At 64.7% G+C, this 17,995-nt stretch carries 17 protein-coding genes; 15 read left to right on the top strand and 2 right to left on the bottom strand.

The window, feature by feature from the left end; translation table 11 throughout:
- From VGE27_RS06395 to VGE27_RS06440, 10 genes are all read left to right on the top strand, one after another.
- A partial coding sequence (locus VGE27_RS06395) for a kynureninase (protein ID WP_331048808.1) occupies positions 1 to 925 on the top strand: 925 nt, incomplete at its 5' end.
- 60 nt (positions 926 to 985) lie between these two features.
- Entirely contained in the window at positions 986 to 3,352 is a 2,367-nt protein-coding gene (locus tag VGE27_RS06400) for a bifunctional salicylyl-CoA 5-hydroxylase/oxidoreductase (protein ID WP_331048809.1), read from the top strand.
- Complete coding sequence (locus tag VGE27_RS06405; protein ID WP_331048810.1) at positions 3,349 to 4,104, top strand: SDR family NAD(P)-dependent oxidoreductase; 756 nt, start codon at positions 3,349 to 3,351, stop codon at positions 4,102 to 4,104. The genes VGE27_RS06400 and VGE27_RS06405 overlap by 4 nt, the downstream gene beginning before the upstream one ends.
- 2 nt (positions 4,105 to 4,106) lie before the next feature.
- The gene (locus tag VGE27_RS06410) at positions 4,107 to 4,652 is read left to right on the top strand and encodes a MarR family winged helix-turn-helix transcriptional regulator (protein WP_331048811.1); all 546 of its coding nucleotides are present in this window, start codon (positions 4,107 to 4,109) and stop codon (positions 4,650 to 4,652) included.
- Complete coding sequence (locus tag VGE27_RS06415; RefSeq protein WP_331048812.1) at positions 4,649 to 5,494, top strand: enoyl-CoA hydratase family protein; 846 nt, start codon at positions 4,649 to 4,651, stop codon at positions 5,492 to 5,494. Before VGE27_RS06410 ends, VGE27_RS06415 begins: the two co-directional genes overlap by 4 nt.
- 2 nt (positions 5,495 to 5,496) lie before the next feature.
- Positions 5,497 to 6,675 (top strand): acyl-CoA dehydrogenase family protein, encoded by a 1,179-nt coding sequence (locus tag VGE27_RS06420; RefSeq protein ID WP_331048813.1) that lies wholly within the window; start codon positions 5,497 to 5,499, stop codon positions 6,673 to 6,675.
- A gap of 7 nt (positions 6,676 to 6,682) precedes the next feature.
- On the top strand, positions 6,683 to 8,308 hold the full coding sequence (locus VGE27_RS06425) for an AMP-binding protein (RefSeq protein WP_331048814.1): 1,626 nt from the start codon (positions 6,683 to 6,685) through the stop codon (positions 8,306 to 8,308).
- Positions 8,305 to 8,745 carry a thioesterase family protein gene (locus VGE27_RS06430; RefSeq protein WP_331048815.1) on the top strand — a complete coding sequence of 147 codons (441 nt, stop codon included), beginning with the start codon at positions 8,305 to 8,307 and terminating at the stop codon, positions 8,743 to 8,745. Before VGE27_RS06425 ends, VGE27_RS06430 begins: the two co-directional genes overlap by 4 nt.
- Positions 8,742 to 9,167, top strand: coding sequence for a RidA family protein (locus VGE27_RS06435; RefSeq protein WP_331048816.1), 426 nt, complete (start codon positions 8,742 to 8,744; stop codon positions 9,165 to 9,167). The genes VGE27_RS06430 and VGE27_RS06435 overlap by 4 nt, the downstream gene beginning before the upstream one ends.
- Positions 9,164 to 9,583: a nuclear transport factor 2 family protein gene (locus VGE27_RS06440; protein ID WP_331048817.1), complete on the top strand. Its 420-nt coding sequence runs from the start codon at positions 9,164 to 9,166 to the stop codon at positions 9,581 to 9,583. The genes VGE27_RS06435 and VGE27_RS06440 overlap by 4 nt, the downstream gene beginning before the upstream one ends.
- A gap of 13 nt (positions 9,584 to 9,596) precedes the next feature.
- Here the strand turns inward: VGE27_RS06440 and VGE27_RS06445 are convergent, their stop codons facing one another.
- Complete coding sequence (locus VGE27_RS06445) at positions 9,597 to 10,196, bottom strand: TetR/AcrR family transcriptional regulator (protein WP_331048818.1); 600 nt, start codon at positions 10,194 to 10,196, stop codon at positions 9,597 to 9,599.
- A gap of 48 nt (positions 10,197 to 10,244) precedes the next feature.
- On the opposite strand from VGE27_RS06445, the gene VGE27_RS06450 reads away from it, so the two are divergent.
- From VGE27_RS06450 to VGE27_RS06470, 5 genes are all read left to right on the top strand, one after another.
- A complete protein-coding gene (locus VGE27_RS06450; protein WP_331048819.1) occupies positions 10,245 to 11,528 on the top strand; it encodes an MFS transporter in 1,284 nt (427 codons plus the stop codon).
- A gap of 181 nt (positions 11,529 to 11,709) precedes the next feature.
- Positions 11,710 to 13,035, top strand: coding sequence for an ankyrin repeat domain-containing protein (locus VGE27_RS06455; RefSeq protein ID WP_331048820.1), 1,326 nt, complete (start codon positions 11,710 to 11,712; stop codon positions 13,033 to 13,035).
- Between the two features lie 74 nt (positions 13,036 to 13,109).
- A complete protein-coding gene (locus VGE27_RS06460) occupies positions 13,110 to 13,658 on the top strand; it encodes a hypothetical protein (RefSeq protein ID WP_331048821.1) in 549 nt (182 codons plus the stop codon).
- 138 nt (positions 13,659 to 13,796) lie between these two features.
- On the top strand, positions 13,797 to 15,074 hold the full coding sequence (locus VGE27_RS06465) for a hypothetical protein (RefSeq protein WP_331048822.1): 1,278 nt from the start codon (positions 13,797 to 13,799) through the stop codon (positions 15,072 to 15,074).
- Positions 15,075 to 15,149: 75 nt separating this feature from the next.
- On the top strand, positions 15,150 to 15,692 hold the full coding sequence (locus VGE27_RS06470; RefSeq protein WP_331048823.1) for a cysteine hydrolase family protein: 543 nt from the start codon (positions 15,150 to 15,152) through the stop codon (positions 15,690 to 15,692).
- Here the strand turns inward: VGE27_RS06470 and VGE27_RS06475 are convergent.
- Positions 15,682 to 17,937: a hybrid sensor histidine kinase/response regulator gene (locus VGE27_RS06475; RefSeq protein WP_331048824.1), complete on the bottom strand. Its 2,256-nt coding sequence runs from the start codon at positions 17,935 to 17,937 to the stop codon at positions 15,682 to 15,684. The two genes, VGE27_RS06470 and VGE27_RS06475, sit on opposite strands and share 11 nt — an antisense overlap.
- Positions 17,938 to 17,995: the final 58 nt, after the last annotated feature.

Consider the following 17,995-nt stretch of genomic DNA (forward strand, 5'->3'; position numbering starts at 1 on the left):
CATCGTCGCCGCGTTGGCCGCACGCCCCGGTCGGCGCACGGTGATCTCGGAGCCGGGAAATTTTCCCACTGATCTCTACATGCTGCAGACGGCCATCGCGACATTGGGCGACGGGCATGCCTTGCAACTGGTGCCACGCGAAGAAGTGATCGCGCACATCACCGATGACACCGCTCTGGTCCTGCTCACCCACGTGCACTACAAGACGGCGGACGTGCATGACATGGCTGCCGTCACGAAGGCCGCGCAGGACAAGGGCGCGATGGTGTTGTGGGATCTCAGTCATTCGGTGGGCGCATTGCCGATACAGCTGAATGCCTGCGATGCTGATCTCGCGGTGGGGTGCGGCTACAAGTTCCTCAATGGTGGTCCCGGCGCGCCGGCCTTCCTGTTCGTGGCCGAGCGACATCACGCCACGCTGGTGTCGCCACTGGGTGGGTGGATGGGACATGCGCGACCCTTCGCATTCACCGATCAGTACGAACCCGCGGATGGCATCGCGCGCTTTTTGTGCGGTACGCCACCAATCGTCGCGGTCGCGGGCCTCGAATGTGGTGTGGACCTGCACCTCGAAGCCGACATGACGGAGATCGCACGCAAATCACGTGCGATGGCGGAGCTGTTCATCGCCATGGTACAGGCACGTTGTGGGGAACACGATGTAACACTCGTTGGTCCGCCATCGGGCGCGCCTCGTGGCAGTCACGTGTCGTTCCGGCATGCACATGGCTATGCCATCATGCAGGCACTCATCGCGCGTGGTGTGATCGGTGACTTCCGTGCACCGGATATCATGCGCTTCGGATTGACGCCATTGTATCTGCGCTACGCGGACATCGCGCATGCCGTCGACGTGCTGGAGGACGTGCTGCGTACGAACGCCTGGCGGGCCCCGGAGTATCAGGTGCGGCAGGCCGTCACCTGATTTTCAGCGAATTTCACCTTTTGCTTGAGGTTTGAAGTAACAGGTGGTAGTGTTGGCGCCATGCGAATAGTGTGCATTGGCGGGGGACCAGCGGGGCTGTATTTCGCCCTGCTGATGAAGCGTCTGGATCCGCGTCACCAGATCACCGTGGTCGAACGGAATCGTCCGTACGACACGTTTGGCTGGGGCGTGGTGTTCTCTGATGCGACCATGGACACGATGCGCCGGTGGGACCTCGAGACCGCTGAGGCCATCGAGCAGTCCTTCAGTCACTGGGATGACATCGAGCTGCGCTTCAAGGGGCGCCGCATCCGCTCCGGTGGCCACGGGTTCGTGGGCATCGGTCGCAAGCATCTGCTCAACATCCTGCAGGCGCGCTGTGAGGCGCTGGGTGTGGAGCTGCGCTTCGAGCAGGATGTCGATTCCGATCTCGAGTTCCCTGATGCCGACCTGATCATCGCATCAGACGGCATCAACTCGAAGATCCGCACGGCGTACGCCGACACCTTCAAGCCCGACATTGTCGTGCGCCCCAACCGATTCATCTGGCTGGGGACGCCGCGTCGCTTTGAAGCGTTCACGTTCGACTTCCAGCGCACTGAACACGGCTGGTTTCAGGCACACATCTATCAGTTCGACGAAAAGACATCCACGTGCATCGTGGAATGCCCGGAGTCGGTGTGGCGTGCGCACGGACTCGACACGGCCAGCCAGGAAGAGTCGGTGGCGTTCTGCGAGCGACTCTTCGCCGAAACGCTCGACGGTTCACCACTGCTCAGCAACGCCCGTCATCAGCGGGGATCGGCCTGGCTCAACTTCCAGCGCGTCGTGTGCGAGCAGTGGTGGTTGCGCAATACCAATGGCAGTCATGTGGTATTGCTCGGCGACGCCGTGCACACCGCACACTTTGCCATCGGGTCGGGCACCAAGCTGGCCCTCGAAGACGCGGTAGAGCTGGTGCGCCAGTTCCAGCGGCACGGTGACACGCCGGAGCACATTCCCGAAGTCCTGGCCGCTTTCCAGGAGGCGCGTCGCATCGAGACACTGCGCATTCAGAATGCGGCCTGGAACGCGATGGAGTGGTTCGAGGTCTGCGGTTCGCGATACTGCGACCAGCTCGCACCCGAGCAGTTCATGTATTCGCTGCTCACGCGCAGTCAGCGTATCAGCCACGAAAATCTCCGCCTGCGTGACCGCGCCTGGCTGGAGGGGTACGAACGTTGGTTTGCGGAACGCGCGGCTGCGCCCGATGCCGTCGGCACGCCTCCGATGTTCACACCGTACACGGTGCGATCGGTCACGCTCAAGAATCGCGTGATGGTGTCGCCCATGGCGCAGTACTCGGCCGTGGACGGTATCGCTGGTGAATTCCATCTCGTGCATCTGGGCGCCCGCGCGCTGGGCGGTGCGGCACTGGTGATGGCCGAGATGACGTGCCCGAGTCCCGAGGCACGTATCACACCGGGGTGCCCCGGTCTCTGGAACGACCGCCAGGAAGCCGCGTGGCGTCGCATCGTGAACTGGGTGCACGACCACACCGATGCACGCATTGCCGTGCAGCTCGGGCACAGTGGTGCCAAGGGATCGACACGTCGTGGCTGGGACGGCACCGACCTGCCCCTCCCCGAATCGGCGCACGAACCCAACTGGCCGCTGGTCAGCGCATCCCCCCAGGCATACCTGCCTGGGGTCAGCGACATGGCGCGCGAGATCACGCGACGCGAGATGACGCTGGTACGCGACGAGTTCGCCGCCTCCACGCACCGTGCCATCGCCGCTGGATTTGATTGGGTGGAGTTGCACTGCGCACACGGCTATCTGCTGTCGAGTTTCATCTCGCCGCTCACCAACCAGCGCACGGACGAATACGGCGGCAGCCTCGAGAACCGCCTCCGCTACCCGCTGGAAGTCTTCACCCTGATGCGCAGCATCTGGCCGCAGCACCTGCCGATGTCTGTCCGCATCTCGGCGCACGACTGGGTGGAGGGCGGCATCACGCCCACTGAAGCGGTGGAGATTGCACGGGCATTTCGCGATGCTGGCGCCGATCTCATCGACTGCTCGTCAGGACAGGTCAGCAAGCGGGAGCGTCCCACATATGGACGCATGTTTCAGACGCCGTTCGCGGATCGCATTCGTCAGGAAGCCGGCATCGACACCATTGCCGTTGGCGCGATCAGCGAGGCCGATCATGTGAACTCGATCATCGCGGCCGGGCGCGCAGATCTGTGTGCCGTCGCCAGGCCACATCTCGCCAATCCTGCCTGGACACTCACTGAAGCGGCTCGCATCGGCTATACACCTATACGCTGGCCGAAGCCATACGAACGTGGCAAGCCACAGCTCGAAGCCGGATTTGCACGCGCGGCGACGGTGATCACGCCGTCCTCCATTGACGGATTTGACGCAAAACGAGGGAATCAATGACAGTGCTTCAAGGACGACATGCGTTGGTGACAGGTGCGGGGCGCGGCATCGGCGCCGCAATCGCCGAGCGACTCGCTGCGGATGGTGCGCACGTGACACTGCTGGGACGATCGCGGGCACCACTCGAGGCCATGGCGGCCAGACTCGGTGATCGGGCGGCCGGTGTTGTCGAGTGCGACGTGACCGACAGCGCGGCGGTGGCGGAGGCCTTATTTGCCTTGCCGCGTGTGGACGTGCTGGTGAACAACGCCGGCCAGGCCCAGAGTGCGCCCGTCAACAAGACGTCGGACGAGCTGTGGGCCCGCATGCTGGCCGTGAATTTGTCCGGTCCCTTCTTCATGACGCGGGCTGTGCTGCCCGGCATGATCGCCGCAGGATGGGGGCGTGTGGTCACCGTCGCGAGCACCGCGTCGTTGCGTGGCTATCCGTATGTCAGCGCCTATGTGGCGGCCAAGCACGGCGTCCTGGGACTCACGCGTGCGCTGGCGCTCGAAGTCGCGACGCGCGGCGTCACGGTGAATGCCGTCTGCCCGGGTTTCACCGATACGGACATGCTGCGCGAGAGCGTGGACACCATCGTGGCTCGCACGGGCCGAAGTGAAAGCGAAGCCAGGGCTACCCTCACCGCGCTCAATCCGCAGGGGCGGCTCATCGCCCCTGCGGATGTGGCGAACGCGGTGGCCTGGTTGTGCGCCCCATCGGCCGATGCGATCACCGGCGTGGCGCTGCCGGTCAGCGGCGGGGAGGTCTGACCATGACGGTGCGAGGATTTGCCCGCGTGCATGTCGTGGGAGACGACGAGATCGGACAGGAGGCCCGGGCCAGCGCCGATGATCATTCAGCGGTGCGCCTGTGGCTGCGGTTGCTCTCGTGCAGTGTTCAGGTGGAGCAGCACATCCGGGTGAAGCTGCGTGAGCGCTTCGGTACCACCTTGCCACGGTTCGACTATCTCGCGCAGCTCGACAGACATCCTGACGGCCTGCGGCTCAATGCGCTGTCGCGCTACCTCATGGTGACTGGTGGCAATGTCACTGCGCTGACGAATCAGCTCATCGTCGACGGACTGATCGAACGACTGGCTGATCCCACCGACGGGCGCTCCAGCATCGTGCGATTCACCAAAATCGGACGCCGGCGATTCCAGCGCATGGCCGTCGAGCATGAACAGTGGCTGGTGGACCTGTTCGACGGATTCGATGCGCCCCATCGCGACACATTGTATGCCCTGCTTGGCCGATTGCGCGTGCACGTCGCTGAGCAACGCCCGGTCTCCCCTTCGCGCAAGGAACGCCAGACATGACTTCGCACGCCGCACTCGACGCGGGCACCACGCGCCGCATGACCGGTTTCGAGGCCACGCATTTTGCATGGTCGCTCGAAGGGCAGGTGGCCACCATCACGCTGAACCGCCCCGAGCGCAATAATCCGCTCACTTTCGAGAGCTACGCCGAACTGCGCGACTGCTTCCGCGCGCTGCGTCAGGCCACCGATGTGCGTGCGGTGGTCCTCACCGGGGCGGGCGGCAACTTCTGCTCTGGCGGTGATGTCCATGAAATCATCGGGCCGCTGGTTGATCTCCCATCTCCCGACCTGCTGCGATTCACGCGCATGACGGGTGACCTGGTGCTCGCCATGCGAGCCTGCCCGCAGCCCATCATCGCCGCCGTTGATGGTGTGTGCGCTGGCGCCGGCGCCATCCTCGCCATGTCCTCCGATCTCCGCTACGGCACCGCGCGCAGCAAGGTGGCGTTCCTGTTCAATCGTGTGGGACTGGCCGGCTGCGATATGGGGGCTTGTGCCATCCTGCCCCGCATCATCGGGCAGGGAAGGGCCAGCGAACTGCTCTACACCGGTCGTTCGCTCGGCGGTGAAGAGGGAGAACGCTGGGGGTTCTTCAATCGGCTGCTCGCACCGGAAGCACTGCTGCAGGAAGCGCAGGCGATGGGTCGCGCGCTCGCGGAAGGACCGGCGTTCGCGAACGGGATCACCAAGACCATGCTGCACCAGGAGTGGACCATGGGCATCGAGCAAGCCATCGAAGCCGAGGCGCAGGCGCAGGCGCTGTGCATGCTCACCGAGGACTTCCGTACGGCCTATCATGCCTTTGCGGCCAAGCAGGTGCCGGTGTTTCAGGGCCGCTGACCATGGGCGATACGCGCTATCTCGCCTGGCCGTTCTTCGAGTCGCAGCATGCACAGTTCGCAGCCGCGCTCGATGTATGGGCCACCGCCTCGCTGGGCCACACCGCAGCCGATCACGATGTGGATGACGCCTGCCGGCGCCGTGTGCGTGCGCTGGGCGAGGCGGGCTGGTTGCAGCATGCGGTGGGAGGTAAGCAGTGGGGCGGCGCTGCCGACGTGATCGACACGCGCAGCATCTGTCTGGCACGGGAGACGCTGGCCCGACACGATGGACTCGCCGACTTCGCATTCGCGATGCAGGGGCTGGGATCGGGTGCCATCACGCTGGCCGGCACTGATGGGCAGAAGTCGCGCTACCTGCCGCGGGTCGCGCGGGGGGAGGCCATTGCCGCCTTTGCGCTCTCGGAGCCGGACTCGGGGTCTGACGCGGCAGCGCTCCAGTGTGCAGCCCGTCTCAATGGGGCGCACTACGTGCTCGATGGCGAGAAGACGTGGATCTCCAACGGCGGTATCGCCGACTTCTACGTGGTGTTTGCCCGCACGGGTGAGGCGCCGGGGGCCCGGGGCATCTCGGCGTTCATCGTCGATGCCGATGCAGATGGGTTGGAGATCGCCGAGCGCATCGATGTGATCGCACCACATCCGCTGGCGAGGCTCCGGTTCACAGGCTGCCGCGTGCCAGTGGAACAGCGCATTGGCGCGGCGGGTGAGGGTTTCAAGCTGGCCATGCGCACTCTCGATGTGTTCCGCACATCGGTCGCGGCTGCCGCGCTGGGCTTTGCCCGACGGGCACTCGATGAGGCGCTGGCGCGCGTCACCACGCGCAAGATGTTCGGCGGTGTGCTCGCCGACCTGCAGCTCACGCAGTCGAGTCTTGCGGAGATGGCCACCACCATCGACAGCGCCGCGCTGCTCACATACCGTGCCGCGTGGCAGCGCGATCAGGGGCAGTCCGTCACACGCGAGGCGGCGATGGCCAAGTATGTGGCCACCGAGGGCGCGCAGAAGGTCATCGACGCCGCGCTGCAGCTGTGGGGTGGCATGGGCGTGGTGCACGATGTGCCGGTGGAACGCCTGTACCGCGAGATTCGCGCGCTCCGGATCTACGAGGGGGCGAGTGAAGTGCAGCAGTTGATCATCGCGCGCGATCTATTGCGTGATGTCCGCCCCTCGACCCCCTGAGCGATCCATGCCCAGCGCCCACGTCGATACCTTCGCTCGCGATCACCTGCCGCCGGCTTCGCAGCAGCCGGAGTTCATCTTCGAGCTGCCAGAGCTGCAGTTCCCGGCGCAGCTCAACTGCGCCACTGAGCTGCTCGACCGGCAGGTGAGTGACGGCGGTGGTGATCGCCCATGCCTCGTGGCGCCCGGCATTCGCTGGACATATCGCGAACTACAGGCGCGAGTCGATCGTATCGCGCATGTGCTGGTGGCGGAGATGGGCGTGGTCCCGGGCAATCGGGTGTTGTTGCGCGGCGCGAATCATCCGATGCTCGTGGCCTGCTGGTACGCTGTGATGAAGGCCGGCGCGATCGCGGTGACCACCATGCCCATGCTGCGGGCCAAGGAATTGGCCACCATGATCGCCATTGGTCAGGTGACGCATGCGCTGTGCGACGCCGGTCTGCTGGAGGAGCTGACGGCGGCGCAGCAGGTGGCGCCGGTATTGCGTGACATTCGCTGCTATCACGATGCCTCTGCCGACGGCCTCGAGGCGGCCATGGCGCGTTTCGATGCGCCATTTGCAACCGTGAATACGGCGAGCGACGATACCTGCCTGTTGGCCTTCACGTCGGGTACCACTGGCGTGCCCAAGGCCACCATGCACTATCACCGTGACGTGGTGGCGATCTGCCGGTGTTTCCCGACCCATGTACTGCGGGCCACGGCGGATGATGTCTTCATGGGCAGTCCGCCGTTGGCTTTCACATTCGGGCTCGGCGGGCTGGTGTTGTTTCCCATGTCGATCGGCGCGTCCACGGTGTTGCTCGACAAGGTGTCGCCGCCGCATCTGCTGGAGGGCATCCGGGAATTCGGTGCCACTGTGTTGTTCACTGCGCCCACGTCCTATCGCGCCATGGCCGCCAATCGGGATGCGCTGGCGGGCACGACGCTGCGCAAGTGTGTTTCTGCCGGGGAAGCGCTGCCTGCCGCCACACGCGCGCTCTGGCGCGACGTGACGGGCATCGAACTCATCGACGGCATTGGCGCGACGGAGTTGCTGCACATCTTCATCGCCGCCGACGAGGCGCACGCGCGCCCCGGCGCGACGGGCAAGCCGGTGCCAGGCTATCGTGCGGAAGTGGTGGACGACGCCGGGCGGCCCGTGCCCGTGGGGGTGGTGGGCAAGCTGCGCGTGAAAGGGCCCACCGGTTGCCGGTATCTGCGGGATGACCGGCAGCGCACGTACGTGAAGGATGGCTGGAACTACACGGGCGATGCCTACGCCATCGATGCCGATGGCTATTTCCACTATCACGCGCGCACTGACGACATCATCATCTCGTCTGGCTACAACATTGCCGGCCCTGAGGTGGAGAATGTGCTGCTGCAGCATCCGGCTGTGGCCGAATGTGGGGTCGCGGGCGTTCCGGATACGGAGCGTGGTCAGCTCGTGAAGGCCTACGTGGTGCTGCGTGCGGGCTATGCCCCCGATGGCGACATGGTCAAAGCGCTGCAGGACTTTGTGAAACAATCCGTGGCGCCCTACAAATATCCGCGCGCGGTGCGGTTTGTCGCACAGCTGCCGCGCACCAGCACCGGCAAGCTGCAGCGCTTCCGGTTGCGTGAACTCGACGAGGTGAGCACGTCATGAACACCGACCAGATCTCACCGGCTCGTTTCGAGAAGCCGGTGCGTGTGCCGTTCAGTGTGTGCGATCCGGCTGGCATCATGTTTTTCGCGCAGTACTACATCATGTTCCAGAATCTCGTCGACGACTGGGTCACCGAACGACTCGGCATCTCGTACGCTGACCTGCTCGGCGCTAGGCGCGTCGGGCTGCCCACGGTCCGGTTCGAGACCGACTTCCGCGCGCCCAGCAGCATGGGTGAGCAGATCACGCTGGGATTGTCGGTCGAACACCTGGGGCGGAGCTCTCTGGTGCTGATCATCGACGTGCGCGGCGGGGAGGTGGTGCGCGTCCACGCGCGGCAGGTGATCGTGTGCACCAGTCTTGATACGCATCGGTCCATGCCGTTTCCGGAAGACCTGCGCAGTGCCATTGAATCCTTTCAAGCGAGTGTGCGATGAATACGCCCGTATTGCCTGCCGGCTGGAAGCGTCCCCGGGGATATGCCAATGGTGTGTCCGCGCGTGGTCGCGAGGTGCATGTCGCCGGCATGATCGGCTGGGATGCCACAGAGACCTTCCAGACGGACGATTTTGCGGGGCAGGCGAGGCAGGCATTGGCGAACATCGTGGCCGTGCTGCACGCGGCCGATGCTTCGCCGCGGCACATCGTGCGCATGACCTGGTATGTGGTCAGCCGCGATGAGTACCGTGCGGCCCTGCCGGGTATCGGGGCTGCCTTTCGTGAGTTGATCGGACACTATGACATCGCCATGACCGCGGTGCAGGTCGTGGCACTCATGGAAGATCGCGCGAAGGTGGAAATCGAAGTGACCGCCATTGTGCCCGATGGGGTGCCGAACTCCGACCAGAGCCATTCATGAGCGACAACAACACCGCTGGCGACATGCTGCATGGGGTGCTGGTGGGCACGCCCGATCCGGAAATCGTGCTGCTGGAAGCGCGACTGCGCGCGGCGCAGCTCACCGGTGATGTGGCGACCCTGGATACGCTCATCGCGGAAGAGCTGTTGTTTGCCGGGCCTGATGGCCAGCTGGTCACGAAGGCGCAGGATCTGGCGGCGCACGCTGGTGGCATGGTGCGCTTCCTCGCCCACGATCCGATCGAACTGCAGGTGCGTCGTGTGGGCCCCGACGTGGCCGTGGTGTCACTGCGAACCGCGCTCGTGGTGTTTGCCGGTGGCGGTGAGGTGCGCGGTACTTACCGCTACACCCGCGTCTGGGCACGGCACGATTCGCGCGATTGGCAAATCGTCGCCGGCCACGTCAGCGCGGCGTAGTTGTCGCGCGAGCCTATCGCGCCGCGTCCAGCGCGCGCTTGCCGGCTTCGAGGATCTCGCGGGACAGTGCGTCGTCATCCACGGCGCGCGCCAGTGACATCGCGCCGATGAGTGTCGCGAACGCCGCAATCGCATCTGCGCGGTTGCCCGTGAGATTCGTGAACTCGGCCAGATAGGCTTCCAGTCCTTCCGTGTAGGCGCGGCGCACGGCGTCCGGTTGCCGCGCGACTTCTCCCGACAGGCTGGAGAACAGGCACGCCTGGTCGGGATGGTCGCGGTTACGCCGCGACAGGTATCGCTCGGCGTACTCGGCCAGCGTTTCACCGCGCTCCACCCGGCCGCGCAGGCGCTCGGTGAGCAGCCCGAAATAGTGCGAGAAGGCCTGCGCCGCCATGTCCTCCTTGGAAGCGAAGTAGCCGTAGAAGCCACCATGGGTGAGCCCGGCTTCCTGCATGACATCGGCTACGCGAACGCCATCGAAGCCCAGTCTGCGATAGCCACGGCCCGCAGCCTCCAGCAATACCTCGCGGTTCTGTTCGACCTGTTCCCGTGATGTCCGCATCGCCCGCCCCCCGCCGTTGAGCCCGACCTTCGCCTGCTTGACAATATACATGACGGCCATCATAAATGAAATATGACAGTCATCATGTAAAGAGGCGCCGTGATCTCTTCGTCGTTCGCCGCATTGCTCGCACGTCGTCAGGTCCACTATGGGTGGGTGATGGCGGCCGTGACGTTTGTCGTCATGCTCACCACGGCATCTGCCCTGGGAGCGCCGGGTGTACTCATGCCGCCACTCGAGAAGGAGTTCGGGTGGACCACCGCTGAAATCTCCAGCGCGCTGGCCCTGCGGCTGGTGCTGTACGGCGTGATCGCCCCGTTTGCGGCGGCTCTGATGATCCGCTTTGGGCTCAAGCGGGTGGTGGCATCGGCACTGGCGCTGATCCTGGTGGGCCTCGCGCTCTCCACACAGATACACGCCCGCTGGCAGCTCACACTGACGTGGGGGCTGCTGGTGGGCATTGGTTCAGGCATGACCGCCATGGTGCTCGGGGCTACGGTCGCATCGCGATGGTTCACCACGCGTCGCGGTGTGGTCATCGGCCTGCTCAGCGCATCCTCGGCGACGGGACAACTGGCCTTCCTGCCTATCGTAGCGAGGCTGTCGGAGTCGCACGGCTGGCGCACGGCCATTCTGCTGATCGCCGGCTTGCTCAGCATTACGCTCGTGCTGGTGGTGCTGTTCATGCGCAATCGACCCGAGGAGCTATCGCAGCGCGCGTACGGTGAGGCTGCTGACGCGCCTCAGACGTCACCGCCGCCGAGTATCTCGCCACTGGGCACACTGCGTGAGGTGAGTTCGTCGCGCACGTTCTGGATACTGTTCGCCACGTTTTTCATCTGTGGCGCGAGTACGAATGGTCTGGTGCAGACACACTTCGTGTCTATGTGCGGCGACTATGGCATGATGGCGGTGGCGGCAGCATCGGTACTCGCGATGATGGGGTTGTTCGACTTCATCGGCACGGTGGGGTCGGGCTGGCTCTCCGACCGTTACGACGCGCGCTGGCTGTTGTTCTGGTACTACGCGCTGCGCGGGCTCTCCCTGCTGTATCTGCCACACGCCGAGTTCACGTTCGCGGGGCTGAGTCCGTTTGCGGTGTTTTATGGGCTCGACTGGATTGCCACGGTACCTCCTACGCTCAAGCTGACGACGGATGCGTTTGGTCGTGAGCGAGCCGGTGTGGTGTTCGGCTGGATCTTCATGGGACATCAGCTGGGCGCGGCATCCATCGCGTACACGGCCGGCGTGATTCGCACATCGCTCAACACGTATGTGCCCGCGTTCATGCTCGCCGGGGCGCTGTGCCTGGTGGCGGCCGGTCTGGCGCTCAGCATCCATCGCAAGCGCCAGTTCACGCTCCAGCCGGCAACCGCCATATAGCGGACGGGAATTCGCTCTCGTAGTTTCTGCGTCAGGAGCACGTCATGTGCTTCTGGCGCGCAGGGCGCCGCCTGTCCGCGGGAAGGACCGAGTCCACCTGAGCAGGACGCAGTATGGCTGGGTGCCACGAACCTCCTCACGCCCGACGCCAGCGGACCCCGGGCATATCAGGAGGCTCGTCATGTCCGTTGCACCTGTTCGTCGCCTGCCCGTCCGTCCCGACGCCGATCAACTGCGCCGGCAGGCCAAGGAATTGTTGCGCGCCTTTCGCGACGGCGATCCTGCCGCACTCGCGGAGTGGCACCATCATCACCCCGACGCGCGGTTGGACAGCGCGCCACACACGGACGCGCGACTCGCGAACGCGCGACTCGCGAACGCGCGACTCGCCGACGCCCAGCTGGTGCTCGCGCGCAGTTATCAGGCGTCCAGCTGGACGCGCCTGATGCAATCGGTGCAGCTCGCTGATGCGATCTGGCGTGATGACCTGGATGAAGTGCGTCGATTGATCACGGCCCATCGTGCGTTGCGTGATGAGCAGGTATTGATTCGGCGCGACAGCAACTGGGGCCCGCCGATGACCTATGCGGCCAATCTCGGTCGCGATGCCATCATCCGCTGGTTGCATGCGCATGGCGCCACCGATGTGGAATCGGCGGCCGGTCGGGCTGCGTTGCAGGGCAAGGTGCAGACAGCGCGCATGTTGTACGACATGGCGGGGCGTCCGCCTATTGACGACGATGCCCTGGGCGGCCCTGCATACACACTGAGTGCGGAAGGCACAGCGCTGCTGTTGAGTCTCGGTGCGCGTGCGGTGGATGAGAGCGGGGCTCGTCTCGCGCCGGTGGCGGTGGTGCTGGAAACCGATGGGCGGAATCCCGAGGCCAAACACGCCATTCTCGCGATGTACGAGCAACACGGTCTGGTGTATCCCGATACGCCAACCATGGCGTTGCATCGTGGGCGTATCGATCTGCTCGAGGCGCATATCGCCCGCGATCCACTGCTGCTCACGCGCACGTTCACGCATCGTGAGATCTATCCCACATCGATGGGGTGTCGGGAGCCGCTGGATGCCACCGTGGGCACGCCGGTGGGAGGGTCCACGCTGTTGCACCTGTGCGTGGACTATGACGAGCTCGAGATCGCGCGCTGGCTGATCGCACAGGGCGCATCGGTGAACGCGCCATCGAGGGTGGGTGCAAGTGGTTTTGGTGGACACACGCCGCTGTTCAACACGGTGGTGTCGCAGCCCAACTTCTGGATGAACTACGGCAAGCGTGGCCCCTTCACGGCGCCATTCACCGAGCTGCTGCTCGGGCAGGGCGCCAATCCCAATGTGCGTGCGTCACTGTGGAAACGGTTGCATCCGGGACATGGTGACCCCGCGCGCCATGACTATCGCGATGTCACGCCGCTATCATGGGGCAGGCGGTTTCATGCGCCGATTTTTGTGAGTGAACCGGCAATGCAGCGTATTCGGGACGCTGGGGGAGAGACACAATGAAATTCCGTAAGAGAGTACGCGGCTCTTGGATAGGAGTGGGTCTGGTACTGAGTGCAATTTTGGCGGACCGTGTGGTGGCCCAATCGGCCGAGCCGCCGCCACGCAAGGCTCAGGCGACCGTTCCGGCCTTCTCCGTGGACTTGCTGATCGGGAAGGGCCATCACACACGACAGGCCGGCCGGACGTACTTCCAGACCAGCGCCAAGGGATATGGCGGCTTCACTATCTCCGGTCGCCTGTTCGGTCCGGGACGAGTACGGCCGGTGGTCCAGGTGGGCTACTTCGGCAAACCAACGGGGGATGAAGTGGCCCTGTGTTCACCCGATCCGATCGGCGGGTGTCGGGTGCGATTTCAGTTGCCAAACACGCAGATCGGTGCAGGCCTCGCCGGGGCCGCAGGCCGGAAGTTGGTGGTCACCGCCCTAGGCGGGTGGGCGTTGGTCAACCCTCGCGCTATGGGCGTGGACGCGGCACAGACCAAGGCTCCATATGCTGGCGGGACAGTGGCTTGGCAGCTCGGCCAACACACCTCTGTGATCGGCGATATGCGCCACTTCTTCTGGCGCCTCGATGAACAACCGTACTGGGCCCGGGCCATGTCTTTCGGTCTTCGTATTCAGTAGCCCATAGAAGCCAGACCCCACCTCCGACAACTCCGTATTATACGGGATATAGATAATCGGGATTGGTGCTACCTTCCGGATGCTCGGCCCCTGCCACCCTTGTTGCAGGGGCTTTCCGTAAACTGGAACGCCGCGAAGATGATCCCCGCTTCCCCGATCGCCCCCACGCGCCGACTCGGCACGTTGCTCGTCGCCTGTCTGGCGGCCACCGCACTGACCGCCTGTGGCGATGACAATCCGGCCGGTCCCGGCGATCAGCCGAAGACCGAGTGCACCACGGACATCACCGCCGCCAACGCCGACAACTTTGTCGAGCTCTGCACCGTCTCTGGCGCGGTGCGCCATATCCGTATCGAGAACGCCCGCGCCTCGGCCACCCATGCCTCGGCCCAGCTCCTCCTTGGATTTTCGGCCACGCCGACGACCACGTCCGGCGCGGTGGGCGCCCAGCAGTTCCGCGTGCTCCTGTACGGGGGCGGTACGCCCGCACCCGCGCCGGTGCTGCAGGCGACGTGGGGCAGCGTGGATGCCAGCGTCGACGAAGCCGCCAGCTACATCAACAGCGGCGCAACGGTCTGCTTCGACATCCATGATGGTTCGGCCACTACGGCCCCGCAGTTCGTGGTGTGGGTGAGCGGCCAGCGCGGCGCCAACTGCAGTGTGCGCAGCACGCTGACCGCCGCCACGGCCATGGGCGCCCGCGCCTACTGGAAGGGCACGACCGGCACGGTGGCCACGACGCTCAAGAACTACTTCCGTCAGTCGGCTGGTTCGGGCGCCACGCCCAAGATCACGCTGTCGACCACGCCGGTGCTTGATGCCGCCGCCATCACCGCGGCCACGTCCTGCTCGGCCGCCTGGACCAACAACACCGACTGGCAGCAGCTGTGCACCGCACCGGGTGGATCGGCGCGCCATGTGCGCATCGACAACATCCAGGCCACGGCCAACAACAGCTACTTCTACGCGGTGCTCGGACAGGACGCCTCGCCGACGGGCAACCCCGCGGCCAGCGCGGGCAAGCTGATCATCACCGGCGGCCGTTCAGCGTCGGGCGCATCGTGGACCTGGTTCCGCTTCGGTGCGGCCGGTACCACCACGCAGTTCAGCTACGCCACGGATGCCGGCGCGGCCCTCTATACGGTGGGTGCCACGTCGATCTGCTTCGATATCGGCAGCACGAGCGCTGGTACGATCCGCATGATCTTCTGGGCGACCGGTGCCAAGGGTGCGGATTGCGCCAACCGCTCCACGCTGCGGGCTGACCGGGCGCTGTACGACAGCTCCACGGACACCGCGACGGGCACCATCTGGAACGCGGCGCTCATCGCCAACAAGCTGAATTTCATCAAGACCAACAACGCCACGGTGACGATCGGCAACGTCACGGTGAGCGCGGAAACTGCAGTGCTCTGACCGCCTGCTTCACCGCTACATTCACGAAGGCGTCCGATAGTGCATCGGGCGCCTTCGTCCTTTTCCGGAGCGATGATGAGCCGACAGGCATTGGTGGTCATCGATGTGCAGCGCGCCCTGTGCGAGGGGCCCGAAGCCGCCTTCGAGGCGGACACTGTCATTGCGCGCATCGATGCGCTGGCCAGTCGGGCACGGGTCGCAGGCACGCCGGTGATCTTTGTGCAGCATCAGGGCACCAACGGGTACCTCGAGTACGGTACGGAAGGCTGGGCGCTGCCACCGGCATTGCGTACAGCGGATGGCGATCACTTCGTCGGCAAGACCACGCCCGATGCCTTCAATCGTACGCCGCTCGCCGATCTGCTCACCACGCTCGAGGTACAGGAGCTGGTCGTATGCGGCATGCACACCGAGTTCTGCGTGGACACATCAGTGCGGCGCGCGCTCGCGCACGGCTATCCAGTGCTGCTGGCCAGCGATGCACATACGTCCAACGGGAACGAACATCTGAGTGCTCCGCAGGTCATCGCACACCACAACATCACGTTGAGCAATGTGACCAGCTTCGGGCCGCGGGTGCGCCTGGCTCCCGCAGCAGCGATCACATTCAGCGCCTGAGCACGTCCTCGGTGGCATAGAGCGCGCGCATCACGGCATTGAGCAGCACCGCCGAGGTGAACGGCTTCTCGACGAACGGTCGCTTGAGCGCGCCGCTGTTCTGCTGAGGGATATCGGCGTCGGTGTAGCCGGACATGAGCACGACCGGCATGGCGGGCCATCGATCGGCAATGAGATTGGCGAGCGCCATCCCGTTGAGTTCCGGCATCATCACGTCGGAAAGCACCAGGCGCACACGGGCGTGATGTTGGTCGAGACGTTCGACCGCTTCGAGGCCGTTCGCCGCTTCGAGCACAACGAAGCCCTGTCGCTCGAGCAAGCGCCGGATGACGCCACGCGTGGAGGTGTCGTCTTCGACCAGCAACAGGGTGCCACTCTCCTGTATGGATGGTGTGGTGTGTCCGTGGTGTGGCAACGGATCGGCCGCTCCTTCGGCTGCCGGCAGATACATCTTGAACATCGTGCCCTCACCAGGCTCGCTGAATACACAAATGGTGCCGCCGAGTTGCGCGATGATGCCATGCACGCCGGCAAGGCCCAGTCCCGTGCCCTTGCCCACCGGCTTGGTGGTGAAGAATGGTTCGAAGATGCGCGCCGCGGTGTCACGATCCATCCCGATGCCGGTGTCCGAGACCGTCAGGCACACATGATGTCGGGCATCGCTGGCGGCTGATGCACCGGGTGACCGAATCACGACCGATGGCGTGGGCGACCGGTCACTGCCATCGGGCAGCTTCGACATGGTCGTACGGAAAATGAGCTGCCCGCCCAGGGGCATCGCATCGGAGGCGTTGACGGTCAGGTTCATGAGTACCTGCTCGATCTGCCCGGGATCGGCGAGGACGGCGCTCATGGGTTCCTGGAGATCGAGACGGAATTCCACGTGTGACGGCAGCACGCGCTGCAGCATGCGATGCGCATTGCGAATCACGCTGTTCACATCGAGGCGCACCGGCTGCAGGATCTGCTGGCGACTGAACGCGAGCAACTGACGGGTCAGCTGCGCGGCGTGTGTGGTGGCGTGCAGGATCTCGTCCATGTCCTTCGACATGGTGCTATCCGGCTCCAGCTCGGCGCGCACCATTTCGGCGTAGTTGCGCACCACCGTCAGCATGTTGTTGAAATCGTGGGCGATACCACCGGCCAGTCGTCCAACCGCTTCGAGTTTCTGCGATTGCATGAGCTGAGACTCGAGCTGGGCCTGACGTTCGGCGCGCTGTGACATGTCGCGGAAGGACTCTTCGAGCAGGTGGATCTCATCGCGTCCGTGTTGCCGGTTGGGAAGCGACGGTTGATGCGCATTCACGCCGTCGAATTCTCGCGTGATCACCACAAGACGGTTGGCGATCTGCCGGCTGAACAGCCACGCGAACAAGGCACCGAGCACGGCGACCAGCGCTGTGATGGGAACCATGCGTTGTACGAAGGTGTGCAACGGAGCGAGGAAACGATCTTCCGAATATTCCAGCCAGACCACCCACGGTGTGCCGCCCACACGTTGCGCCACACTGATGGCGGGAAGCCCATCGACGCCGGTGAGGTGCACGATGGAGTCCGGGGGCACCGTCACGGATGGTCCGCGCGCGACGCCGTGAAAGTCTGTCCAGACACCGGAATCGGGCTGGCCCATGAGCAGCGCACTGGTGCCGACGATGCCGCGCACCGCATCGACGCCCTGCGCACGAATGCGACGGGTTTCCACCACGTAGCCCACATGCCCTTCGCCGCTGCCGACCACATGCACAGGCGCGATCAACTCGTACTCCACTTCGTCACCGACGGAGAGCAAGGGACTCACGCGGATTTCGCTGGCCGAAAATGCCGCGTCCACCGAGGTATCAGCCGCCCATGGCGCACCCACGGCCGCATACGAGGTGCGCATCACGCGCCGGTCACGCCCCCCGCGGTCGACGAGGCGCAGTTGCAAGCGTGTCGAGTCGGTGGTGGCCAGTGCCGCGGCAAGTGTGCTGTCGAGGGCCCGGGCATCACCGCCCCTGGACAGCTGCTCGCGCACCAGCGGGTGAGTCGCTACGGCCGTGAGCTGTGCCCGCACGCCCGTATAGCTGTCGGCCAGTGATGATGCGAGCAGCACACCGCTCGACCGGAGACGTGCCTGGGCGCTATCGTGCAGGACCGTCGAGAAATGCTGGTAGGCAGCCCATACCAGCATCGCGCTCATGGTCAGCACGATCCCCGTGATCAGCAACGGGAACTTCAGTGCGATGGAGATCGGACGACGGCGCATTGGGCAATCAGCCTGGCAGAACGGAGGTGGCGTGCAGGGAATACTACCACGGCGGAAG

The sequence above is a fragment of the Gemmatimonas sp. genome, assembly GCF_036405635.1.
GTDB lineage: Bacteria > Gemmatimonadota > Gemmatimonadetes > Gemmatimonadales > Gemmatimonadaceae > Gemmatimonas.